The 20566-nt window shown below is 72.6% G+C and carries 18 protein-coding genes; 12 read left to right on the plus strand and 6 right to left on the minus strand.

The features are described 5' to 3' along the window. Positions 1–166: 166 nt before the first annotated feature. Positions 167–1390, plus strand: coding sequence for a cytochrome P450 (locus AB0J97_RS23950; RefSeq protein WP_364092083.1), 1224 nt, complete (start codon positions 167–169; stop codon positions 1388–1390). 71 nt (positions 1391–1461) lie between these two features. Continuing rightward, a complete protein-coding gene (locus tag AB0J97_RS23955) occupies positions 1462–2127 on the plus strand; it encodes a helix-turn-helix domain-containing protein (protein WP_364092085.1) in 666 nt (221 codons plus the stop codon). Here the strand turns inward: AB0J97_RS23955 and AB0J97_RS23960 are convergent. Both AB0J97_RS23960 and AB0J97_RS23965 read right to left on the minus strand, forming a co-directional pair. After that, the gene (locus tag AB0J97_RS23960; protein ID WP_357707429.1) at positions 2047–2631 is read right to left on the minus strand and encodes a phospholipase; all 585 of its coding nucleotides are present in this window, start codon (positions 2629–2631) and stop codon (positions 2047–2049) included. The two genes, AB0J97_RS23955 and AB0J97_RS23960, sit on opposite strands and share 81 nt — an antisense overlap. Positions 2632–2778: 147 nt before the next feature. Next, positions 2779–3306: a hypothetical protein gene (locus AB0J97_RS23965; RefSeq protein WP_357707431.1), complete on the minus strand. Its 528-nt coding sequence runs from the start codon at positions 3304–3306 to the stop codon at positions 2779–2781. A 668-nt stretch (positions 3307–3974) separates the two neighbouring features. On the opposite strand from AB0J97_RS23965, the gene AB0J97_RS23970 reads away from it, so the two are divergent. After that, complete coding sequence (locus AB0J97_RS23970) at positions 3975–4469, plus strand: hypothetical protein (RefSeq protein ID WP_357707432.1); 495 nt, start codon at positions 3975–3977, stop codon at positions 4467–4469. Between the two features lie 30 nt (positions 4470–4499). Here the strand turns inward: AB0J97_RS23970 and AB0J97_RS23975 are convergent, their stop codons facing one another. From AB0J97_RS23975 to AB0J97_RS23990, 4 genes are all read right to left on the minus strand, one after another. After that, positions 4500–4922, minus strand: a complete 423-nt coding sequence (locus AB0J97_RS23975) for a hypothetical protein (protein WP_364092088.1) — start codon at positions 4920–4922, stop codon at positions 4500–4502. 54 nt (positions 4923–4976) lie between these two features. After that, a complete protein-coding gene (locus AB0J97_RS23980; protein WP_364092090.1) occupies positions 4977–6218 on the minus strand; it encodes an alpha/beta hydrolase-fold protein in 1242 nt (413 codons plus the stop codon). Positions 6219–6321: 103 nt separating this feature from the next. Continuing rightward, positions 6322–7893 carry a sulfatase gene (locus tag AB0J97_RS23985; RefSeq protein ID WP_364092092.1) on the minus strand — a complete coding sequence of 524 codons (1572 nt, stop codon included), beginning with the start codon at positions 7891–7893 and terminating at the stop codon, positions 6322–6324. 262 nt (positions 7894–8155) lie between these two features. Further along, the gene (locus tag AB0J97_RS23990; RefSeq protein WP_364092094.1) at positions 8156–8728 is read right to left on the minus strand and encodes a TetR/AcrR family transcriptional regulator; all 573 of its coding nucleotides are present in this window, start codon (positions 8726–8728) and stop codon (positions 8156–8158) included. A gap of 89 nt (positions 8729–8817) precedes the next feature. Between AB0J97_RS23990 and AB0J97_RS23995 the strand changes: the two genes are divergently transcribed. The 9 genes from AB0J97_RS23995 (at position 8818) to AB0J97_RS24035 (ending at position 20535) form a co-directional block, all read left to right on the plus strand. Then, a complete protein-coding gene (locus AB0J97_RS23995; RefSeq protein WP_364092096.1) occupies positions 8818–9228 on the plus strand; it encodes an organic hydroperoxide resistance protein in 411 nt (136 codons plus the stop codon). Between the two features lie 61 nt (positions 9229–9289). Next, entirely contained in the window at positions 9290–11527 is a 2238-nt protein-coding gene (locus tag AB0J97_RS24000) for an immune inhibitor A domain-containing protein (protein ID WP_364092098.1), read from the plus strand. 114 nt (positions 11528–11641) lie between these two features. Further along, positions 11642–12286 carry a hypothetical protein gene (locus AB0J97_RS24005; RefSeq protein ID WP_364092100.1) on the plus strand — a complete coding sequence of 215 codons (645 nt, stop codon included), beginning with the start codon at positions 11642–11644 and terminating at the stop codon, positions 12284–12286. A gap of 72 nt (positions 12287–12358) precedes the next feature. Then, entirely contained in the window at positions 12359–12889 is a 531-nt protein-coding gene (locus tag AB0J97_RS24010) for a PadR family transcriptional regulator (protein WP_357707447.1), read from the plus strand. Further along, positions 12886–13566 (plus strand): ABC transporter ATP-binding protein, encoded by a 681-nt coding sequence (locus AB0J97_RS24015; RefSeq protein ID WP_357707449.1) that lies wholly within the window; start codon positions 12886–12888, stop codon positions 13564–13566. The genes AB0J97_RS24010 and AB0J97_RS24015 overlap by 4 nt, the downstream gene beginning before the upstream one ends. Beyond that, positions 13563–15782: an FtsX-like permease family protein gene (locus AB0J97_RS24020; protein ID WP_364092103.1), complete on the plus strand. Its 2220-nt coding sequence runs from the start codon at positions 13563–13565 to the stop codon at positions 15780–15782. The genes AB0J97_RS24015 and AB0J97_RS24020 overlap by 4 nt, the downstream gene beginning before the upstream one ends. 7 nt (positions 15783–15789) lie before the next feature. Continuing rightward, the gene (locus AB0J97_RS24025; protein WP_364092105.1) at positions 15790–18105 is read left to right on the plus strand and encodes a penicillin acylase family protein; all 2316 of its coding nucleotides are present in this window, start codon (positions 15790–15792) and stop codon (positions 18103–18105) included. A 128-nt stretch (positions 18106–18233) separates the two neighbouring features. Next, complete coding sequence (locus AB0J97_RS24030) at positions 18234–19634, plus strand: GAF domain-containing SpoIIE family protein phosphatase (RefSeq protein ID WP_364092107.1); 1401 nt, start codon at positions 18234–18236, stop codon at positions 19632–19634. Positions 19635–19665: 31 nt separating this feature from the next. Beyond that, entirely contained in the window at positions 19666–20535 is an 870-nt protein-coding gene (locus AB0J97_RS24035; protein WP_364092109.1) for an aminoglycoside phosphotransferase family protein, read from the plus strand. The last annotated feature ends 31 nt before the right edge of the window (positions 20536–20566 follow it).

The raw sequence follows: 20566 nt of genomic DNA on the forward strand, positions 1-20566 counted from the left end.
CATCGACGTATCGGGGTAATTCGATGCGTGCCCGGCCGAGGTCAATCGACCGTAACGCCACAGAAGATTCTCCGCACCGGGAGTAATCCATCCAGTCAAGGCGATTGCCTTGAATAAGGCGATCGCCTTATATTCCGAAGTGTCGGGCTATCAAGCTGGAGGACGCATGACCGCTGACGCGATCCCCGATTTCCCCTTCGACCGCCCCACGGCGCTGGAACCGCCCCCGCAGCTCGACGACCTGCGGGACAAATGCCCCGTGGCCCACGTACGCCTGCCCAGCGGCGACGTCGCGGCGCTCGTGACCAGGTACGACGACGCCAGAGCCGTGCTGGCCGACCCCCGCTTCAGCCGCAACCTCGCCCGCGAGGGCGCCGCCCGGCTGTCCACCACCGAGGACGGCGGCCTGTTCAACCGGCGCAAGGACGGCGCCGGCGACATCGGCGAGGGCGAGGGCCACATGCGGTGGCGGCGGCTGCTGAGCCGCTGGTTCACGGCACGGAAGATGGAGGTGTGGCGCCCCCGGGTCCAGGCCATGGCCGACGACCTGCTCGACTCCATGCTGGCCAAGGGCTCCCCGGGCAACCTGTCGTCCGGCCTGGCCCTGCCCCTGCCGGTACGGGTCATCTGCGCGCTGGTCGGCGCGCCGAGCTCGGACCAGGACAAGTTCGCCCACTGGTCGAGCACGATGCTGACCCTGACGCGCAACACCCAGGAGGAGGTCGACGCGGCCTACCGGGACTTCAACGCGTACGTGTCGGACCTGGTCGACCGCAACCGCGCGAACCCCGGCGACGACCTGCTCAGCGAGCTGACCCAGATCACCGACGCCGAGGACGGCAGGCTCAGTCAGGACGAGCTCGTCGCCACCGTGCGCGGGCTGCTGCTGGCCGGCCACGAGACCACGTCCAACATGATCGCCATCATGACGGCGATGCTGCTCTCCGACCGGCGGCGCTACGAGGCCGTGATCGACGACCCCGACCTGATCCCGGGCACCGTGGAGGAGGTCCTGCGGCTGGACAGCACGTTGTCGGCCATCGGCGGCGTGCCCCGGTTCATCACCGAGGACGTCGAGCTGAGCGAGGTCGCCGTGCCCGCCGGCAGCACGGTGATCCCGCACATCCCGGCGGCCAACCGCGACCCGGCCAAGTTCGCCGACCCCGGCCGGTTCGACCCGCGCCGGGAGAACAGCAGCCAGCACCTCACCTTCGGCGCCGGACGCCACTACTGCCTCGGCCAGCCGCTGGCCAGGCTGGAGCTTCAGGTCGTCCTGGACCTGCTGACGCGACGGCTGCCCGACCTGCGGCTCCGCGACAACCCGGACGAGCTGCGGCTGCGCACGGGCGGCCTGTCCGGCGGCCTCCAGGACGTGTGGGTCACCTGGTGACCCGCTGACCTCCACCGGCGACATGGGATAACGTTCGGGGACGGTGGTGGAAACGAGATCGAGGACCGGTCATGGACGTCAGTACGGCGGTCGCCGCGCCGTCTCCCCGCTCGATCCGCGCCAAGGACAAGATCATGCAGACCGCGGAGCGGCTCTACGCCGAGCACGGCTTCGCGCACGTGTCGATCAGGATGATCCGCGAGGCGGCGGGCCAGCGGAACAAGTCCGCCGTCCAATACCACTTCAGCACCCGTGACGAGCTGATCCACGCGATCCTGTCCCGTCACGCGGCCGCCATCGACCGGCACCGCCTGCCGATGGTGGCCGCGCTCGAGGCGTCGGGCGAGGTGTCGCTGCGCGACTGGATCACGTGCGTGATCGCGCCGAGCATCGAGCACCACATCGAGCTCGGCACGCCGTCCTGGTACGGGCGCTTCCTCGCCCAGGCCGTCGTGGAGCCGTCCCTGCGCGACTACGCGGCGCAGGCGACGTTGAGCACGCCGTCGTTCCGCCGGCTGGAGCTGCTGCGTCCGCCGGCGATGCGCGACCGGGAGCGCGAGCTGTCCGAGCGGCAGGCGGCGATGGTCCGGCTGCTCGTCGTGCACATGAGCGCCGAGCTGGAGACCGACCTGGCCGCCGGCCGTGCCGCCGCCGGTTCAGTCGAAGAATCCTGGCGGGCTCTGGGAGAACATCTCGTCACGGCCGTCTGCGGACTCAGCGGCGCCCTGCTGCCCTAGAGCGTCCCGGTCGGGCACGCGCCCGAGCTGCCCGCCGGTGCCGCGAGGGGCGCCGAACTGGCGGACCGCCTGGTAGTACAGCTTGGCCAGCGCGTTGCAGCTCGGCTGACGGAAGATCGTGTACCCGGCGCACACCTGCCTGAGGTCGAACAGGAACGCCTTGTCGACGTGCTCCTTGTTCGCCCGGAAGTCGCCGACCGCCTGGTAGTTCCGGTAGCCGAAGTCGTGCCGCCGGCACGCGATGCTGAAGTCGAAGCCGAGCGGCTGGTCGGGGCTGTTGGTGCAGCCGTCGGTGGACCAGTCGAAGTCGAAGTCGGCCCACGACCTCCGGTCCGACCAGGCGTCCCGCCACGCCGCGGCGCTGGACTCGGTGGGCTGCGTGAACTCCGCCAGCGTGGCGAGCTTCTCCTCCAGCGTCACCGCCTGGGCGGGCGGCGCGGTCGCGAGGACGGCGACCAGAGAGAGCGCGAGCGGGACCGGCGTCTTGAGAGCCCGTCTGACCATGGGAACCTGCCTGTCTCGACCGGGGCGGGAACATGTCATGGTCAGATTCGCCCGCCGGTCCGGTGAGAGCCGGGAGATACAGGAAAACCACTGGCAAAGGTCGTGTCCGGTTTCCGACGGGAAACCGCAGGTCGGCGGGGGAGCGGGTCATCCCGGTTCGTCGGCGCGGTTCATCTCCTCGGCCCGTGCCAGGGCCTCGGCCAGGGGCGGCACGTCCCAGACCGTGCGTTCGGCGTCCGTGGTGACGGGGTCGACGCGGTAGAGGGACCAGCGGCCGCCGATGTCGACGTACTGGGTGCCGTAGCGCTGGGGCAGGCCCATGTGCAGCAGCCACCGGTCGAGGGCCGACGCCGCCAGCCTGCGCGCGGGGCGGAAACCGGCGTCGGCCGCCCGCCGCGCCAGCTCGAAGGCCAGGTGGTAGTGCTCGGCCAGCCCGCCGTGCCGCATCACCGCGGCCAGGTGGAAGTAGTCGCCCGGCGAGCGGACCTCCCCGGCGGCGAACTTCTCCATGCAGCGCGCCCGCCGGGCCAGGGCGCGCTGGTCGCCGCCGTCCTCGGGCCCGCCGTCGCGACGGTCGTGCTGGTCGCGCTCGAACAAGTCACGCAGCTCCGGATCGCCGGGCGACTCGCGGTCGGGGTCGGCGAGCTTGGCGAGGATTTCCGGCAGGCTGAACATTTCGCTGCGCGGCGCGGCCGACCATCTGCGCGCCGCTCGCGCGCGGCTCTTTCCAGTACGGGTATCCGCCACGTTGCCAGCGTGCCGGGACAAGCCGGGGCGCGCAAGACGGCGCCACGCCGCAATATAGGGAAAATGTAGGGCCGTCTCCCGTTGACGCTTTTTTGGGCCCGGGTGATGATGGCCGCGAAAGGGACGTCCGTGCCTCCGTCGGAAATGAGGAAATGCGTGACCCTGCTTGTGCGAGCGAATGCCCGACGCCCCGGTGCGCCCGGACAGTGCCGTGACACGGCCGTGAACTGCGGTTTTCCGGCGGGCGGTGGCAGGGGCTGAGCAGATGACGTCCGCGCCCGGCGATACGGAACTCCTTCGCGCCCGCCGTGCCGAGTTGGCCGCCGATTTCGGGGCACATGAATTCATGCCCGTCCGGCCCGGCATCCCGGCCATTGACTCCCGGTGGTGCGGAATTCTAGAACGGTCAGCGCGGAGAAGCGTTTCTGACACCGCCGGTGAAAACGCGCGACGAGTACGGCAAGCGACATTCCGTACAAGGCGCGAGCGGAAAAGGATCGGGCGCGCGTACGAGGAAGGGCGTGACATTCCGCGCCCGCCGCTCGCCGCCGGCGAGGAGAGAGCCCCGCAGGGCGTGGCGAGGACGGCGGGACGGCATGCGTGACCTCGTCGCGGCCGCCGCCGACGCCCTGCGGGCGCTCGACGAGGCGCTGCTCGACCTGCTGAAGGCGCTGCCGTCCGAGGACCCCGGCGCGCGGGCCGCGCTCAGGGCGGAACTCGCGCGGGCGGGCGTCACGGACGAGGACGCCGGACGCTGCCTGCGTGTCCTGCGGCTGGTGTTGTCGGGCGAGCACACGCGGGCGAGCGACTGGATCGGGGTGACGGCGGTGTTCCAGTGCGGCTTCTGCGGCTCGGTGCCCGATCCGGCCGATCTCGTCGTCGGCAAGGCCGTCTCGGTCTGCCTGGGATGCGCGCTGCTGGCGACGGCGGGGACCACGGGCGGCGACCGGGAGCCGGCGGAACGGCCGTGCGCGTTCTGCGGCGCGCGGGCCGTGCCCGCCCACCTGGGCGCCGACGGTGACATGACCGTCTGCCGCGCCTGCGGCGAGCTGGTGCTCTACATCATCGCCAGCAAGAAACGCGCCGGTTGACACCCCCGGCGGACGGCAGGGCGGCGGGGGTCAGCCGCCCTGGGTGTAGACGGTCCTCCAGCGCGAGCACCGGCCGACGGGCCGCTTGGCGGTGCCGCGGCACACCTGCACCCTGATCTGCAGCGCCCCGCCGACGTTCTTGCGGAAGGTGCCCGTGCTCCTCATGCAGTTGTAGACGCCGTGCGTGTGCCAGCGGCCGTTGCTCCCGCTCTGGTACCTGATCAGGACCCATGAGCAGCCCTTGCCGCGGTCGTCGTCGAGATGTCCGGTCACGGCGAGCCCCGACTGCCCGGCCACGACCTTGCCCCGGGCGGTCGCCAGGCCGTCGGTCGAGTGCAGGGCGCCCCACCTCCAGCTCGTGGGATCGGCGGCGGCCGCCGTGCCCATCGCGGCGAGCGTGAGGACGGCGGCGCCCAGGGCGGCCAGGACGCGGGTCGGAAGATGGTTCGTCACCGGTCCAGAACTACCGGCCGGCACTTGTGGCCGACTTGGAAGCGGGATGAGGGATCAGGGCGAGGGGCAAAGGGCCGGGGCGGTGCCGTAGGCGTACCGGAGGAAGTCGACCAGGTAGGCCGGCCAGGCGTTCCAGTCGTGGCCGCCCTTGGTGTAGCAGTAGCGGTGGCCGACGCCGAGGGTGGTCAGCGTCGTGTCGAACTCGCTCGCGTACGCCCCGAGGATCGGCTCGCTGACGCCTGTGGCGTCGTCGCTCGCCCCGGTGTCGTAGCCGCAGGCGGCGGGGGCGGGCTCGGTGCCGTCCGGGACGTGCGGGAGGCTCGCGCAGCCGCCGGCGTAGAGGGCCAGCCGTCCCGAGTAGGGGGCGTACTTGCCCTGGGTGACCAGGTCGGCGGGGTTGGCGGCGGGCCAGTCGTCGACCGTGCGGCCGTGGAAGACCGTGGTGGTGTGCGGGCCGAACAGCGTGTCCAGGCGGTAGCGGCGCTGCACCTCCTGGTCGAGGACGGGCAGCGGGCTGCCGTTCTCGTACTTGTTGACGCGGAACTCGCCCAGGTCGGTCAGGTTGATCGCCGCGCCCGACTGCCACATGGAGTCGGAGATCGTGCGCTGGGCGGGCTTGGCGCGCAGGTCGATGCCGGGCGAGAAGGCGCCGATCACGGAGAAGACGCCGGGGTGCGCGGCCGCGTACCGCAGGGTGCCGTAGCCGCCCATGGACAGGCCCGCCAGGCCGCGCCCGGACCGGTCGGCGACGGTGTTGAAGTTGGCGTCGATCCACGGGATGAGCTGGTTGATGTGGTACGTCTCCCACTTCGGGGCGAAATATCCATCCGTACGGCCGGCCCAGTTCGCGTACCAGCCGGTCATCCCGCCGGTCGGCATCACCACGATCCCGTCAAAGGAGCCCGCCGTCCGGACCAACGAGACGAGGTCGGCTTTGGTGGTCCACGAGTCGTAGTTGTCGCCGCCGCCGTTGATCAGGTAGAGCGCGCGGTAGCGGGTGGCGCGCTGGGGGTCGTACCCCTTGGGCAGGTAGACGCGGACGGTGATCGGGCGCGACAGCGGGCTGATGACCGGGGTGCCGCCGGACGCCTGGAAGATCGCCGTCGAGGTCATCGTGACGTCCCGCAGTTCGGAGCCGTCGCTCTGCGGGTGACGCTGCACGTCGGCGCAGGTGATGCCGTAGCCGTCGGCGTGGGGGAGCACGGTCGCGCACCCGGCGGCCTCCGCGGGCGCCCCCAGCGCCACCATCGTGCCTGCGAACAGTAGTAATCCGGCCAGGGTGGACATGAACCGCATGGCTCTCCTTCGGTTCGGACTCCCGACCGCCCCAACCTACGGGGGGACCGGCGGCCCGCGCGTCAACCGCCGGTCCGAAGGGGGTCAACTTCTGCCGTACTCCTCAGCGCAGGTGGGCGGCCGTCCAGCAGTCGGGCGCGCCGGGCCTGCCGCAGGTCGTCAGCCCGCGGAGCACCCCGGCCAGGTAGGCGGTCCTGGCGTTGCCGGGGGCGTTCGACTCCTGGCGGGGGTCGGTGACGGTGTCGTAGTACTCGGGCTTCGGGTCGCCCTCGTACTCGACGTACAGCTCTCCGGCGGTTCGCACCGCGTTGTACGTGGGCGGCTGCGCGTTGCCCTTCTTCAGCCGGTCGGCGTCGGGGTCGGGCCTGCCCGGCGTCCGCGGGTCCGGTTTGACGTGCTCGACCAGCGCCGCCTGCCGCCAGTCCGTGACCTGCCGGCCCTGGACGAGCGGCAGCAGGCTGCGGCCGTCCCGGCTGTCGCGGACCGCGGGGGCGACGCCGGCCATGTCGAGGAAGGTCGGGAACAGATCCACGTTCTGGGCGATGGCGTCGGTCACCAGCCGGTCACCCTGTCCGGTGACCGGCCGCCTGATCAGCAGCGGGACCCGTACGTCGTGGTCGTAGGCGGTGGACTTGCCGCGTACCAGGCGGTGCTGGCCGAGGTGGAAGCCGTTGTCGCTGGCGAACACGACGTAGGTGTCGCGGCGCTCCTGCTCGGTCAGCGCGGACAGCACCCGTCCGACCATGTCGTCGACCGACTGGACCATGCGGATCCGGTCGCGGAAGTCCTCGCGCAGCTCCTCGGTGCGCTTGGCCCCGATCGGGGCCCTGCGGACCCAGGAGGGCTTGTCGGCGGTGTCCTCGTCGAAGGAGGGCAGGGCGGTGACGTCGATGCCGTCGCAGTCGGGGCCGCCGCAGTCGCCGTGCGGGAACTCGCCGGCCGGGAAACGGTCCTTCGGACGGTCGCGCGGCGCGGGCGGGAAGCGCGGCTCGGTGTCGCCGGGCTTGACGTCCACCCGGTTGTGCGGGGAGAAGGGCGCGACCTGGAGGAAGAACGGCCGGCCGGGGGCGTGCTCGCGGGAGCGCTCGATGAAGCCGGTCGCGCGCCGGGCCAGCTCGTCGACCAGGTACGTGCCCTTGGAGGGGGCGATCGCACGCCTGCCGCCCGACTCCTCCCTGATGTAGCGGGTGAGCTGGTACCTGAACTCGTTGTAGCCGCCGCCCGCCGAGACGTGCCACTCGTCCCAGCCGGGCGGCACCTGGTAGCCGGGGCGGGCGGGGTACTCGTTGATGTACTTGCCCAGGTAGCCCGTGCGGTAGCCGGCCTGGTGGAGGGGGACGGCGTAGGTGCGGCTCTCGTGCGGGGCGAACGCCTGGTAGCCGCCGCGGTCGTAGCCCTGGTTGGTCCGTACGCCGGTGTTGTGGGGGAACTGGCCGGTGAACATCGTGGCCCGGGAGGGGCAGCAGAGCGAGTCGGACACGTAGTAGTTCGTGAACGTGGTGCCGCCGTCGGCGAGGCTGCGGACCGTGTCCATGTAGGGCAGCAGGTCGGCTGACAGGTCGTCGACCAGGAAGAAGATGATGTTCGGGCGGGTGGGGGCCGGGGCCGCCGTGGGGGCGGCGGTCGCGGGGGAGGCGGCGAGCAGGGCGAGGACGATGGTCACCGCCGCAGCCACGATTCTCCTGATATTTCCGGACAACGACATGACTGCCTCGTAAACGGTGGAGAGGGGAGGAATGGCGCTGCCCAGTAATACCAGACAAACCACTCACAGAGCACAAAACCCCCCACTTCTCCCAGCCGTCCGGCCCGCCGAGGGCGCGCCGGACGGCGGGTTGCAGAGGGCGAGGGTTGCGAAGGGCGCCCTGAAGGCGGGCTACGGGCGGGGCTGAGGTTGTGCCTGGCCCGGGGACGGCGGGTTGCGGCCGGAGGCGGGCCTAGAGGGTGAGGACGCGGGTCAGGGTTTCCTGGACCGTGGCGCGGACCGTGGGCGGGTCGTCCAGGTCGAAGCCGACCACCAGGCCGTCCCTGACCAGGAGCAGGATGTCGGCGGTGCGCTCGGCGTCGGGGTGGCCGTCGGCCGCCAGGAGGTCGCGGTACAGGTCGCGCGACCAGCGCCGGTGCTCGGCGATGGCCCGCCGTACGGGATGCGCGGGGTCCGGGTACTCCGCCGCCGTGTTGACGAAGGGGCAGCCGCGATAACCGGCGCCGGACCCGAACTCGCACATGAACGCGAAGACGGCCTCCAGCGTCTCCCGAGGTGAGGCCGCGCGCAGGGTGGCGACCATCGCGCGCTGCGTCGAGCCCTGTTCGGCGATGTAGGCCCGGACCAGCTCGTCCTTGCTCGGGAAGTGGTGGTAGAAGGTCGCCTTCGCGACGCCCGCCTCAGCGATGATCCGGTCGATGCCCACCGAGTGCACGCCCTCGGCGTAGAACAGTCGCGCCGCGGTCTCCAGGACGCGGGCGCGGGCCGGGCTCGGGCGAGGGTCCTTCGCCGTCTCTGCGGTCACCCCTTGACGCTACCAGACAGACCTGTCTAGTCTCAGGCTCAGCAGGGCAGACAGACAGGTCTGTCTACTACAGGAAAGGCGAACGAGACATGAGCATGTACACCGCCATCGCCACCTCCGCGGGCCGCGACGCGCGCGCGGTCTCCTCCGACGGCAGGCTGGACGTCAAGCTGGCCCTGCAGAAGGAGCTGGGCGGCGACGGCGAGGGCACCAACCCCGAGCAGCTCTTCGCCGCCGGTTACGCCGCCTGTTTCGCCTCGGCGATGCGGCTGGTGGCCGGGCAGAGGCGGCTCGACGTCGCGGACGCGTCGGTCACGGCGGAGATCGGCCTGTCGCCCAACGGCGCGGGCGGCTTCCAGCTCGACGCCACGCTCCGCGTCGAGCTGCCCGACGACATCTCGCCCGAGGCCGCCCGCGAGCTGGTCGAGGCCACCCATCAGGTCTGCCCGTACTCCAACGCCACCCGCGGCAACATGCCGGTCAACCTGATCGTCGAGTGAGCGGGGAGAAGATCGTGCGGAGGTAGAGACGAGAGGCTTGGAGTGTGACATGTTACATGCCATGCGAATCACTCTCTCCGCGGCGGCCGTCCTGCTGGCGATCGCCGCGCTCGGCACCCCACCCGTCTCCGCGGCGGCGGCGGAGCCCGCGCCGCCACCCGCGAAGAAGATGAGCAGGGAGATCTCCCCGCTCAGCCCGCAACAACGCGAACAGGCGGCACTGCGCAGGCAGGCCGTCGAAGGCGTCTTATCCCCGGGCGCGGCGGCGGCCGACGCCCGGACCGGCCGCTCGGCCAAGGTCGGCCACCGCTACGTCGAGCTCGCCCAGGAACGCAAGGATCAGGTCTTCGTCGTCCTGGCCGAGTTCGGCGACAAGGTGGACAACGAGACGAAGATCGACGGCCAGGTCAAGTACGGCGGCCGGCCGGGCCCCCGCCACAACGCGATCCCCGACCCGCGCCGCACCGACGACAACCACACCCTCTGGCGTCCCGACTTCGACCGCGCCTCCTACACGAAGTCCTACTTCGCGACCGGCGGCAACTCGCTGCGCGACTACTACCGCCTCCAGTCCTCCGGCCGCTACGACCTCGACGGCTACGTCAGCGACTGGGTGCGCGTGCCGTACAACGAGGCCCGCTACGGCAGTGACCGGTGCGCCCCCGAGGAGGGCGGCATCTGCTGGAACAACTGGGACCTGGTACGCGACTCCGCCAACGCCTGGTACGACGCGGAGAAGGCCAAGGGCAGGACCTCGGACCAGATCCGCGCCGAACTCGCCAAGTACGACGTCTGGGACCGCTACGACTACGACAACGACGGCGACTTCGACGAGCCCGACGGCTACCTGGACCATTACCAGGTCGTGCACTCCGGCGTGGACGAGACCTGGGGCGGCGGCGCGCAGGGCGCGGACGCCGTCTGGGCCCACCGCTACTTCGCCTACTGGCCCGAGCGCGGCCAGGCGGGCCCCCAGGGCAACCGCAACGGCGGCACCCAGATCGGCGACACCGGCATCTGGGTCGGCGACTACCTGACGGTCGGGGAGAACAGCGGCGTCGGCCTGACCGCCCACGAGTTCGGCCACGACCTCGGCCTGCCGGACCTGTACGCGGGCGGCGGGGACAACTCCGTCAACTTCTGGTCGCTGATGTCGTCCGGGTCCTACCTCAGCTCGCGGACCGGGCCGCTCGGCGAGTACGCCGGCGACCTGGACGCCTGGAGCAAGCTCCAGCTCGGCTGGCTGGCCTACGACCGGGCCCGCGCGGCCACTCCCTCCACGCACACGCTGGGCGTCGGCTCCTACAACACCCGAGATCCGCAGGCGCTCGTGGTGGACCTGCCGCCGCGCGAGATCAGCACCCCGCTCGGCCGGCCGTACCAGGGGGAGTGGCAGTGGTGGAGCGGCAAGGGCGACAACCTTGAGCAGACGCTCACCCGGCGCATCGACCTCTCCCGGGCCACGGAGGCGACGCTGAAGGCGCACGGGGCGTACGCGATCGAGCAGGGCTACGACTACCTCTACGCCGAGGTGTCCCGCGACGGCGCGGCCTGGTCGCCGGTCGGCCGGCCGCTCACCGGGAGCTCGGACTGGCGTGAGATCACCTACGACCTCACCCCGTACGCGGGCGGCCAGATCTGGTTCCGCTTCCGCTACTCGACCGACTCCAACACCTCCGAGTCCGGCTTCCGGGTGGACGACGTCCAGGTGCCCGGCGTGTTCGCCGACGACGTCGAGCAGGGTGAGGGCGAGTGGACGGCGGTGGGCTTCGCCCGCAGCGGCGAGGTCGGCGTGCAGCGCTTCTCCCGGGCCTACCTCGCCGAGAACCGGCGTTACACCGGCTACAACGCCTATCTGCGGACCGGGCCGTACAACTTCGGGTGGACCGGCAGCCAGCGGGTCGAGCACTACCCGTACCAGCAGGGGGTGCTCATCTGGCTCTGGGACGCCTGGTACGGCGACAACACCACCCGCGACCACCCCGGCGAGGGCATGATCCTGCCCGTGGACGCCCGGCCCGAGCCGCTGCGCTGGGCCAGTGGGGCGGCGGCCGGGGCGCGGCTCCAGGTGTTCGACGCGCCGTTCGGCGACGCGCGCACGGACCGGCTCCGGCTGCACTCGGCGGGCGTTCCCGCGGTGTTCCCGGCGCGTCCGGGCGTGCCGGTGTTCGACGACCGCAACGGCGTCTACTGGCACCCTGACCTGCCCCAGCTCGGGGTGAAGGTGCCCGACACCGGCACCCGGATCGCCGTCCTGCGTGACGGCGACCGCGCGGTGGTGCGCGTCTCCGGGTCATAGAGCCGGGTGCGGCCCGCATGCGGGGAGGCGGGCCGCACATCTATGGGCGTTTACGACACTTTTAGGCGGTTTCGGGCAGTGTTGTCGTGTTGTATCCCATAGAGAGGAAAGATCATGACCTCTGGGCCTGACGGATTCGGCACGGCGGACACTCTGACGAGCAAGCCGCCCAGGCGCCGATTCCCCCGCTCGGTTCTCGTCGCGGCGACCACCGTGGCCGTGCTGGCCACCGGCGCGGGCGTCGCCGCCGCCTCGGCGCTCTCGCCGGCGCCCTCACCCACCGCGACCCCTTCGGCCGGTCCGACGGACTCGCCGGCGGCCGGCCCGTCGGAATCGCCGTCCGGCAAGGAGCGGGGCTGGGGGCGCGGGTTCGGCGGCCCGCCCGTCCACGGCGAGTTCGTCGTCCCCGACGGGAAGGGCGCGTACGTGACGGTGGCCACCCAGTACGGCGACGTCACCGCCGTGGACCAGGACTCCGTCACGGTCAAGAGCGCGGACGGCTACACCAAGGAGTACGCCGTCGACGCCGGCACCCGGGTCAACCGCGACGAGGGCATCGACGCGATCAAGGCCGGTCAGAAGGTCATGGTCAGCGCCAAGGTCAGCGGCGGCACGTCCACCGCCGTCACCGTCCACGACGTGACCGCCCGCGGACCGCACTCGCGCGGCGGCGACCACCGCGACGACAGGGACGGCGGCAAGGACGGCCACCGGCACGGCGACCAGCGGCCCACCCCGTCACCCAGCTCCACCTCCTGACCGATCACCGGTCCCCGGTTCGCGAGAGGGCGATTATGCCCCCCGTATATACCCTCGGTATATAGTTCGGGCATGAGCGTCCCTCTTGCGCTGCTCGGCCTCCTTGAGCGGGAGCCGAGCCACGGCTACGACCTGAAGCGCGACTACGACACCTTCTTCGGCCGCGGCAAGTCGCTGCCCTTCGGCCAGGTGTACTCCACCCTCGGCCGGCTGGCCAGGGACGGCAAGGTCACCGCCGGGGAGAACGAGCCGGGCGACGGCCCCGAGCGCAAGCGCTACGCGATCACCCCGCTCGGCGCGCGGGAGGTCGAGGCGTGGCTGAGCGAGCCGGTCGCGGCCGAGCCGTACCTGCAGACGGTGCTGTTCACCAAGGTCGTGCTGGCGCTGATGCTGGGCCGCGACGCGGCGGCCTACCTCGACCTCCAGCGCGCCACGCACCTGCGGCGCATGCGGGAGTTCGCGCAGATCAAGCGAGGCGACTCGCTGGCCGACGCGCTGCTCGCCGACCACGGCATGTTCCACCTGGAGGCCGACCTGCGCTGGATCGACGTCACGCAGGCGCGGCTGGACGCGCTGGCCGAGCTGGTGCGGACCTCGTCGTGATCCTCCAAGCCCGCGAGATCAGCCGCTCCTACGGCCGCACCCCGGCGCTGCGCGAGGCCAGCGTGGAGGTGGCCGCCGGGGAGATCGTGGCGGTCATGGGCCCGAGCGGCTCGGGCAAGTCGACGCTGCTGCACTGCCTGGCCGGGATCTTCACCCCCGACAGCGGCGAGGTGTGGTTCGACGGGCAGCGCCTGGACACCATGAGCGACGACCGGCGCACCCGGCTGCGGCGCACCGCGTTCGGCTTCGTGTTCCAGTTCGGGCAGCTCGTGCCGGAGCTGACCGCGGCCGACAACGTCGCCCTGCCGTTGCTGCTCGCGCGTACCGGGCGCAAGGAGGCGTACCGGCGGGCGGCGGACTGGCTGCGCCGGCTGGAGCTGGACGACCTGGGCGGCCGGCGCATCGGCGAGCTGTCCGGCGGGCAGGCGCAGCGGGTGGCGATCGCCAGGGCGCTGGTGACCGGGCCGCGGGTGCTGTTCGCCGACGAGCCGACCGGCTCGCTCGACTCGCTGACCGGCGAGCACGTCATGGAGCTGCTGGTCGGCCTGGCGCGCGAGGAGGGCACGACCGTGATCGTGGTGACCCACGACGCCCGGGTCGCCTCCTCCGCCGACCGCGAGGTCATCGTCCGCGACGGCAGGCTCACCGACCCCTACGCCGGCCAGGTCGTACGGTGATCGCCCTCGGCCTGCGGCTGTCGCTGGCCGGAGGCAGGGAGGCGGCCGCCCGGCTCGCGCTGATCGTCGCCGGGGTGGCGGTCGGCGTGGCGGTGCTGCTGACCACGCTCTCCCTGTTCAACGCCTTCCAGACGGCCAACGAACGCACCTGCTGGGAGTGCACCCGCGGCACCGCGCCCAGCGGCTGGGCCCTCGACGCCACCGCCACCGGCGCCCTGTGGAACTACCACGAGGACTACTACGCCGGCCGCGTGATCAGACGCCTCGACGCCGCCGCGCTCGGCGCCCGGGCCCCCGTCCTCCCCGGGCTGTCCCGCATGCCCGCGCCCGGCCAGTACTACGTCTCCCCGGAGCTGGCCCGGCTGCTGGACTCGGCGCCGCGCGCGCAGCTCGCCGACCGCTTCCCCGGCGTCAGGGCCGGGACGGTCGCCCGCGCCGCGCTGTCCGGCCCCGACGACCTGACCATCGTGGTCGGCCGCACGCCCGAGCAGGTCGCCGCCCTGCGCGGCAGCCGCCAGGTGGACACGACGGCCGACGAGCCCGCCATCGACGACAACGCCGACATCTACCGGTTCGGGTTCGCCGTCGCGGCCGTCGGGCTGATGGTGCCGCTGCTCGTGCTCGTCAACACCGCCACCCGGCTGGCCGCCGCCCGCCGCGAGGCGCGCTTCGCCGCGATCCGGCTGGTGGGCGGCACGTCCCGGCAGGTCACCCTGTTCGCCGCGGTGGACGCGGCGCTCGGCGCGCTGACCGGCACGCTCGCCGGGATCGTGCTCTTCCTCCTGGTACGCCCGGCCGTCGCCGCCGTCCGCGTCACCGGCTCCCGGTTCTTCCCCGACACGGTGACCCCGGCCGCCTGGCAGTACGCGGCCGTGCTGGCCGGCGTCCCGCTGCTGGCCGGGGTGAGCGCGCTCTGGTCGCTGCGCCGCGTACGGATCTCGCCGCTGGGCGCGCTCAGGAAGGGCGCCCCACGGCCGCCGCGGGCCTGGCGGGTGATCCCGCTGCTGGCCGGGCCGGCCCTGTTCGCGGGTCCGGCGTTCCGCACCGAGAACCGCGATCCGGACGCCGTCCTGGCCTCGGCGGGCCTGGCGCTGACCATGGCCGGGCTGATCCTGGCCGGCCCCTGGCTGACGATGCTGGCCGCGCGCCTGGCCGCCCGGCTGACCGGGGGAGCGGCGACGCTGCTGGCCGCCCGGCGGCTGGCCGCCGATCCGAAGGCCGCGTTCCGGTCGGTGAGCGGCCTCGTCCTGGCGGTGTTCATCGGGACGGCGATCGCCGGGATCGTCCCCGCCGTGCTGGACGGCCAGCGGGCGGTGGCCGGCGGCACGCTGTCCGGCGTGCTGCGCGCCCCGCTCGGCGACGTCGCCGGCGGCGGGCTGTCGCCGCGGGCCGGGGCCGACCTGGTGGCCCGGCTGCGGGCCCACCCGGGCGTCGGCGTGCTGCCGATCTACGCCGCCAAGGAGGAGGAGAACCGGGTGATCGACCCCGAACGCCCGCCGCCGCCCCGGGCGGTCGTCGAGTGCGCCGACCTGGCCCGCTTCCCCGCGTTCGGGCAGTGCCCGCCGGGCGCGCGGGCCGTCGCCGGGCGGTTCGACCGCGTGGTGGAGGCCGACAACCCGCTCACCATCGACAAGCTGATCCCCCTGGCCGGCACCGGCAGCGAACCCGTCTCCGCCGACGGGCTCAACCTGGCCTCCGTGCTGGTCGCCATGCCCGACCCGGCGGCCCTGGAACAGATCCGCACCCTGCTGGCCGGGCAGAGCACCGGCCCGCCGATGACGTTCGACGAGGTCGCCCAGGTCCGGGCGACGCTCTACACGCAGGCCGAGAACATCGCGCTGGCCATGGTCGCGCTGACCCTGCTCGCCGGCGGCTGCAGCCTGCTGGTGGCGGTCGGCGGCGGGCTGATGGAGCGACGGCAGCCGTTCACGCTGCTGCGGCTGGCGGGCACGCCCGGCCGCACCCTGGGCGCGGTCGTGCTGCTGGAGTCGGCGCTGCCGCTCGTCCTGGCGGCCGTCGTCGCGGCCGGGGCCGGGTTCGCCGTGGCGGCGCCGTTCATCGACGCGCTCGGCATGAAGGGGGCCTCCCTGGCGATGCCGGGGCCGGCCTACTTCGCCGGCGTCGGCGGCGGGCTGGCCGCGTCCCTGCTGGTGATCCTGACCGTTCTGCCGCTGCTGCGGCACATGACCGCGCCCGACAACGCGCGCTTCGAATAGGAGCCACATGAAGCTGCGGACATCGACCGTGGCGGTCGTTCCGGCGTTGGTGCTGGCCGTGGTCGCCGCCCTGCTCACCGGCCCGCCGTCCGCGGCCGCCGCCGGTCGCCACGCGGCCGAGATCCGGCGCACCGAGTACGGCATCCCGCACGTGTCCGCCAAGGACCACGGCGGCCTCGGCTTCGGCTACGGGTACGCCTTCGCCCAGGACAACCTGTGCGTGCTGGCCTCCTGGGTGGTGACGCTGCGCGGCGTCCGGTCCCGCTACTTCGGCCCGGACGCCGAGTCCGACGACCCGGTGCGCCCGGTCGCCAACCTCACCAGCGACCTGTACCACCGGAGCGTCGCCGACTCCGGCGTCGTCCGGCGGCTGCTGGCCCGGCCCGCCCCCGCCGGCCCGAGCGCCGAACTGCGCGAGCTGGTGGACGGGTACGTGGCCGGGTACAACCGCTACCTCGACGACACCGGCGTGGCCAACCTGCCCGACCCCACCTGCCGCGGCAAGTCCTGGGTCGGCCCGATCACCGCCGACGACGTCTGGGCCAACCTCCTCGACCTCAGCCGCATGTCGGGCGGCTCCGCCCTCAAGGAGGCCATCGTCGGAGGAGGGGACGGCGGGGGAGAGGGCCCGCGGCGCGCTCCCGGCAGCAACGGCTGGGCGCTGGGCCGCGAGGCCACCCGCGACGGCAACGGCATGCTGCTGGCCGACCCGCACTTCCCGTGGAACGGCGTCCGCCGCTTCTACCAGGTGCAGCTCACCATCCCCGGCGTGCTCGACGTCGCCGGCGGCAGCCTGTACGGCACCCCCGTCGTGCAGATCGGCCACAACACGACCGTCGCCTGGACCCACACCGTCTCCCACGCCCAGCGCTTCACCCTCTACCGGCTCCGGCTGGCGCAGGGCGACCCCACCACCTACCTGGTCGACGGCCGGCCCGAGCCGATGGGCCGCCAGGACGTCGAGGTGCCGCTCCAGGACGGCACCTTCGTCTCACGCACACTGCTCACCTCCCGCTACGGCCCGGTGCTGGCCGCCGGGCACGGCAAGGAGTACGCGTACGCGCTGGCCGACGTCAACGCCGCCAACCTGCGGGCGGCCGACGAGTGGCTGGCGATGGCCAAGGCCGGCGACGTACGCGAGCTGCGCGCCGCCCAGGACGCCCACCAGGGCATGCCGTTCGTCTACACGCTGGCCACCGACGTCGGCGGGACCGCGTCCTTCGCCGACGCCTCCGTCGTCCCGCACGTCACCGACGCCCAGGCCCGCCGCTGCGCCAAGCCCTCACCCGACCCGTCGATCGACGCGCTCGTCCTGGACGGCTCGACCTCGGCGTGCCTGTGGGGCAAGGACGCCGACGCGATCGTGCCGGGCATCTTCGGCCCCGGCAGCCGGCCCGGCCTGACCCGCGCCGAGTACGTCGCCAACTCCAACAACAGCCCGTGGATGGCGAACCCGGCCGCGCCGCTGACCGGCTACGACCAGGTCTGGGGCACCGTGCGGACCGACCTGGAGCTGCGGCCCCGGGTGAGCCTGGACATGATCGACCGGCGGCTCAAGGGCTCCGACGGGCTCGGCGGCCCCGGCTTCACCCTGGAGACGCTCCAGGCCATCGCCCGGAGCAAGCGCAATCACGGCTTCGAGCTCATGCGCCCGGACCTGGTGGCGTTGTGCCGTGAGCACCGCGAGCTGCGGGCCACCTCGGGGGAGCGGGTCGACGTGCGGGCCGCCTGCCGGACGCTGACCCGCTGGGACGGCCGCGCCACGCTCGACAGCGAGGGAGCCGTCCTGTGGCGGCGGTTCTTCGACGGGCTGCAGGTCCCGGTCAAGCCCGGGGAGCCGCCGCAGGGCTGGTGGCGGGTGCCGTTCGATCCCGCCCGTCCGCTCGCCACGCCGCGCGGCCTCAAGCGGGACGACCCCGCCGTGCTACGGGCCCTGGCCGACGCCGCGCTGTTCTTCCGGGCCAACGGGCTGCCCCTGACGCTCACCACCGGCCAGGCCCAGCACTACGCGTCGGTCCCGATCCCCGGCTGCACCGAGGGGGAGGGCTGCTTCGACCGCGTCCGCAACTCCGGCCCGCTCGGCAAGGACGGGCGCTACCCCGACGTGAACACCGGCTCCAGCTTCATGATGGCCGTCGAGCTCACCCCCGGCGGCCCCCGCACCCGGACCGTCCTCACCTACTCCCTGTCCGCCGACCCGAGCTCGCCCCACCACGCCGACCAGACCGCCCTGTTCTCCCGCGGCGGATGGGTCACGGAACGCTTCACCGACGCCGAGATCGCCTCCGACCCGGCCCTGAAGGTCACCAGCGTGAGCGGCTGACCTGTCCGGCAGGACCGCCACCGTCCGCGGCTGGATCAAGCGCGGCTTCGCCACCGGGGACCCGGGCTCCTGCAACACCTGGGCGGCTCCCTCCTCCAAGGTGCTCTGAGCCGCCTCTCGCGGTGCCTGTGAACAGGTGTCATGCCGGTGACCGGGGGCATGACCTGGGCAAGGGCATCTCGGGGGGTGCGGTGGGCGGACAGTGGCCGGAGGGCGGTGCGCACGGCGGGGACCTGGGGCCGTTCGGCTCCGAGAAGCTCCGCCGGCTGCAGGCGAGCCTGGTGCAGATCGAGGATCTGCACAGCCGGATGGCGCGCCTGCTGGACGCCGTCCTCGCGATCAGTTCCGAGCTGGAGCTGAACGCCGCGCTGCGCACGATCGTGGAGGTCTCGGCCGACCTGGTGGACGCCCAATACGGTGCCCTCGGCGTGCTCAACGAGCAGGGCGAGTTCGCCGACCTGTTCACCTACGGGGTCTCCGAAGAGGTGTACGAGGCCATCGGCCGCCTGCCCACCACCCACGGCCTGCTCCAGGAGCTCATGGCCCAGCCCAGGCCGCTGCGCGTGGACGACGTGCTCGCCCATCCCAGCTTCCGCGAGTACCCACCAGGCCATCCGGTGATGCGCACCCTGCTGGGCACGCCGATCCTGGTCCGCGGCGTCGCGTACGGCACCCTGTACTTCGCGGACAAGCGGTCGGGCCTGCCGTTCACCGGCGACGACGAGCGGATCGTCGCGGCGCTGGCCAGCGCGGCCGGCGTCGCGATCGAGAACGCCCGCCTCTACGAGCGCATCCGCCGCAACACCGAGGAGTTCCAGCGCAGCCTGCTCCCGCCGCTGCCCGAGCTGAACGGCCTGTGGGCCTGCGCCCGCTACCTGCCCTCCAGCTCGGTCCCGCGCATCGGCGGCGACTGGTACGACGCGATCGTCCTTCCCGACGGCGTGCCCTGCCTGGTGGTCGGCGACGTGATGGGCCACGACCTGCGCGCGGCCACCGTCATGAGCCACATCAGCAACATGTTGCGGGTGCTCGCCTACGAGCACTGCGAGCCGCCCTCCCAGATCCTGCGCCGCCTCGACGAGATCCTGCACGCCCTGCACGGCGGCCCGATGGCGACCGTGCTGCTGGCCCGCCTGGAGGAGTACGGCGGCACCGAGTGGCGGCTGCGCTGGGCCACCGCCGGCCACCTGCCGCCGCTGCTGCTCCCCACCGGCGGCCCCGCCCGCTACCTGCGGGCCGAGGGCGGCCACCCCCTCGGCGTCACCCCCGACCTGCCCCGGCCGGACCACCAGCAGATCATCCCGGCCGGGTCCACCCTGCTGCTCTACACCGACGGGCTCGTCGAGGACCGCGCGCACGGTGTCGACAGGGGCATGGAGAGCCTGGCCCGCACCGCCTCCCAACTGCGCGACCTGCCCATCGAGGAGATGTGCGAGCTGCTGCTGGCCAACCGTGGCGACAGGTTCACCGACGACGTCGCCCTGCTCGCCCTGCGCCTCGGCGAACCGGCCGACCTGCACGCCGACTGAGCGCCCCGACCCCCGCACTATCGTGGCGTGGATGAACACCCCCGAAGCGGAGATCGACATCGACGACGCCCTCGTCGACCGGCTGATCCGCGCCCAGCACCCCGACCTGGCGGGCCCGCTCACGCTCGTCGCCAACGGCTGGGACAACGTCGTCCACCGGCTGGGCGACGGCCTGTCGGTACGCCTGCCGCGCCGGCGTGTCGCCGTCGACCTCGTCGTCAACGAGCAGCGCTGGCTGCCGGTGCTGGCCGGGTACGTCCAGGTCGCGCTGCCCGTGCCGGTGAGGGTGGGCGTGCCGGGCGAGGGCTACCCCTGGCCGTGGACGATCGCCCCCTGGTACGAAGGGCGCACGGCCGCCGACCTGCCGCCGTCCGAGCGGGCCGTCGTGGCCGTGACGCTGGCCGGTTTCATGAACGACCTGCACCGGCCGGCGCCGTCCGGCGCGCCGCGCAACCCCGTGCGGGGCGTCCCGCTGGCCCATCGCGACCGGGCGGTGCGGGAGCGGATGCCGTTCGCCGCCCGGCGGGACGAGCTGCTGCCGCTCTGGGAGCGGCTGGTGGCGCTGCCGCCCTGGCCGGGCCCTCCGCTCTGGCTCCATGGCGACCCGCACCCGGCGAACCTCCTGCTGGACGGGGGGAAGCTGGCCGCCGTCCTCGACTTCGGCGACGTGACCAGCGGTGATCCGGCCACCGACCTGGCCGCCGCCTGGCTGGTGTTCGACGAGGACGGACGCACGGTGTTCCGCGCCCACGTGGACGCCGACCGGGCGACCTGGGAACGCGCGCGGGGCTGGGCCGTCGTCATCGGCACGGCCCTGGCCGCCCACTCGGCCGACAACCCCGCGATGGCCGCCATCGGCGCGCACGTGCTCGACCAGGTGCTGCTCGATGACCAGATGTGACAGATAACTGTCGTTGCGGTCATTCCATCGG

Source organism: Nonomuraea sp. NPDC049607 (assembly GCF_040675375.1).
GTDB lineage: Bacteria > Actinomycetota > Actinomycetes > Streptosporangiales > Streptosporangiaceae > Nonomuraea.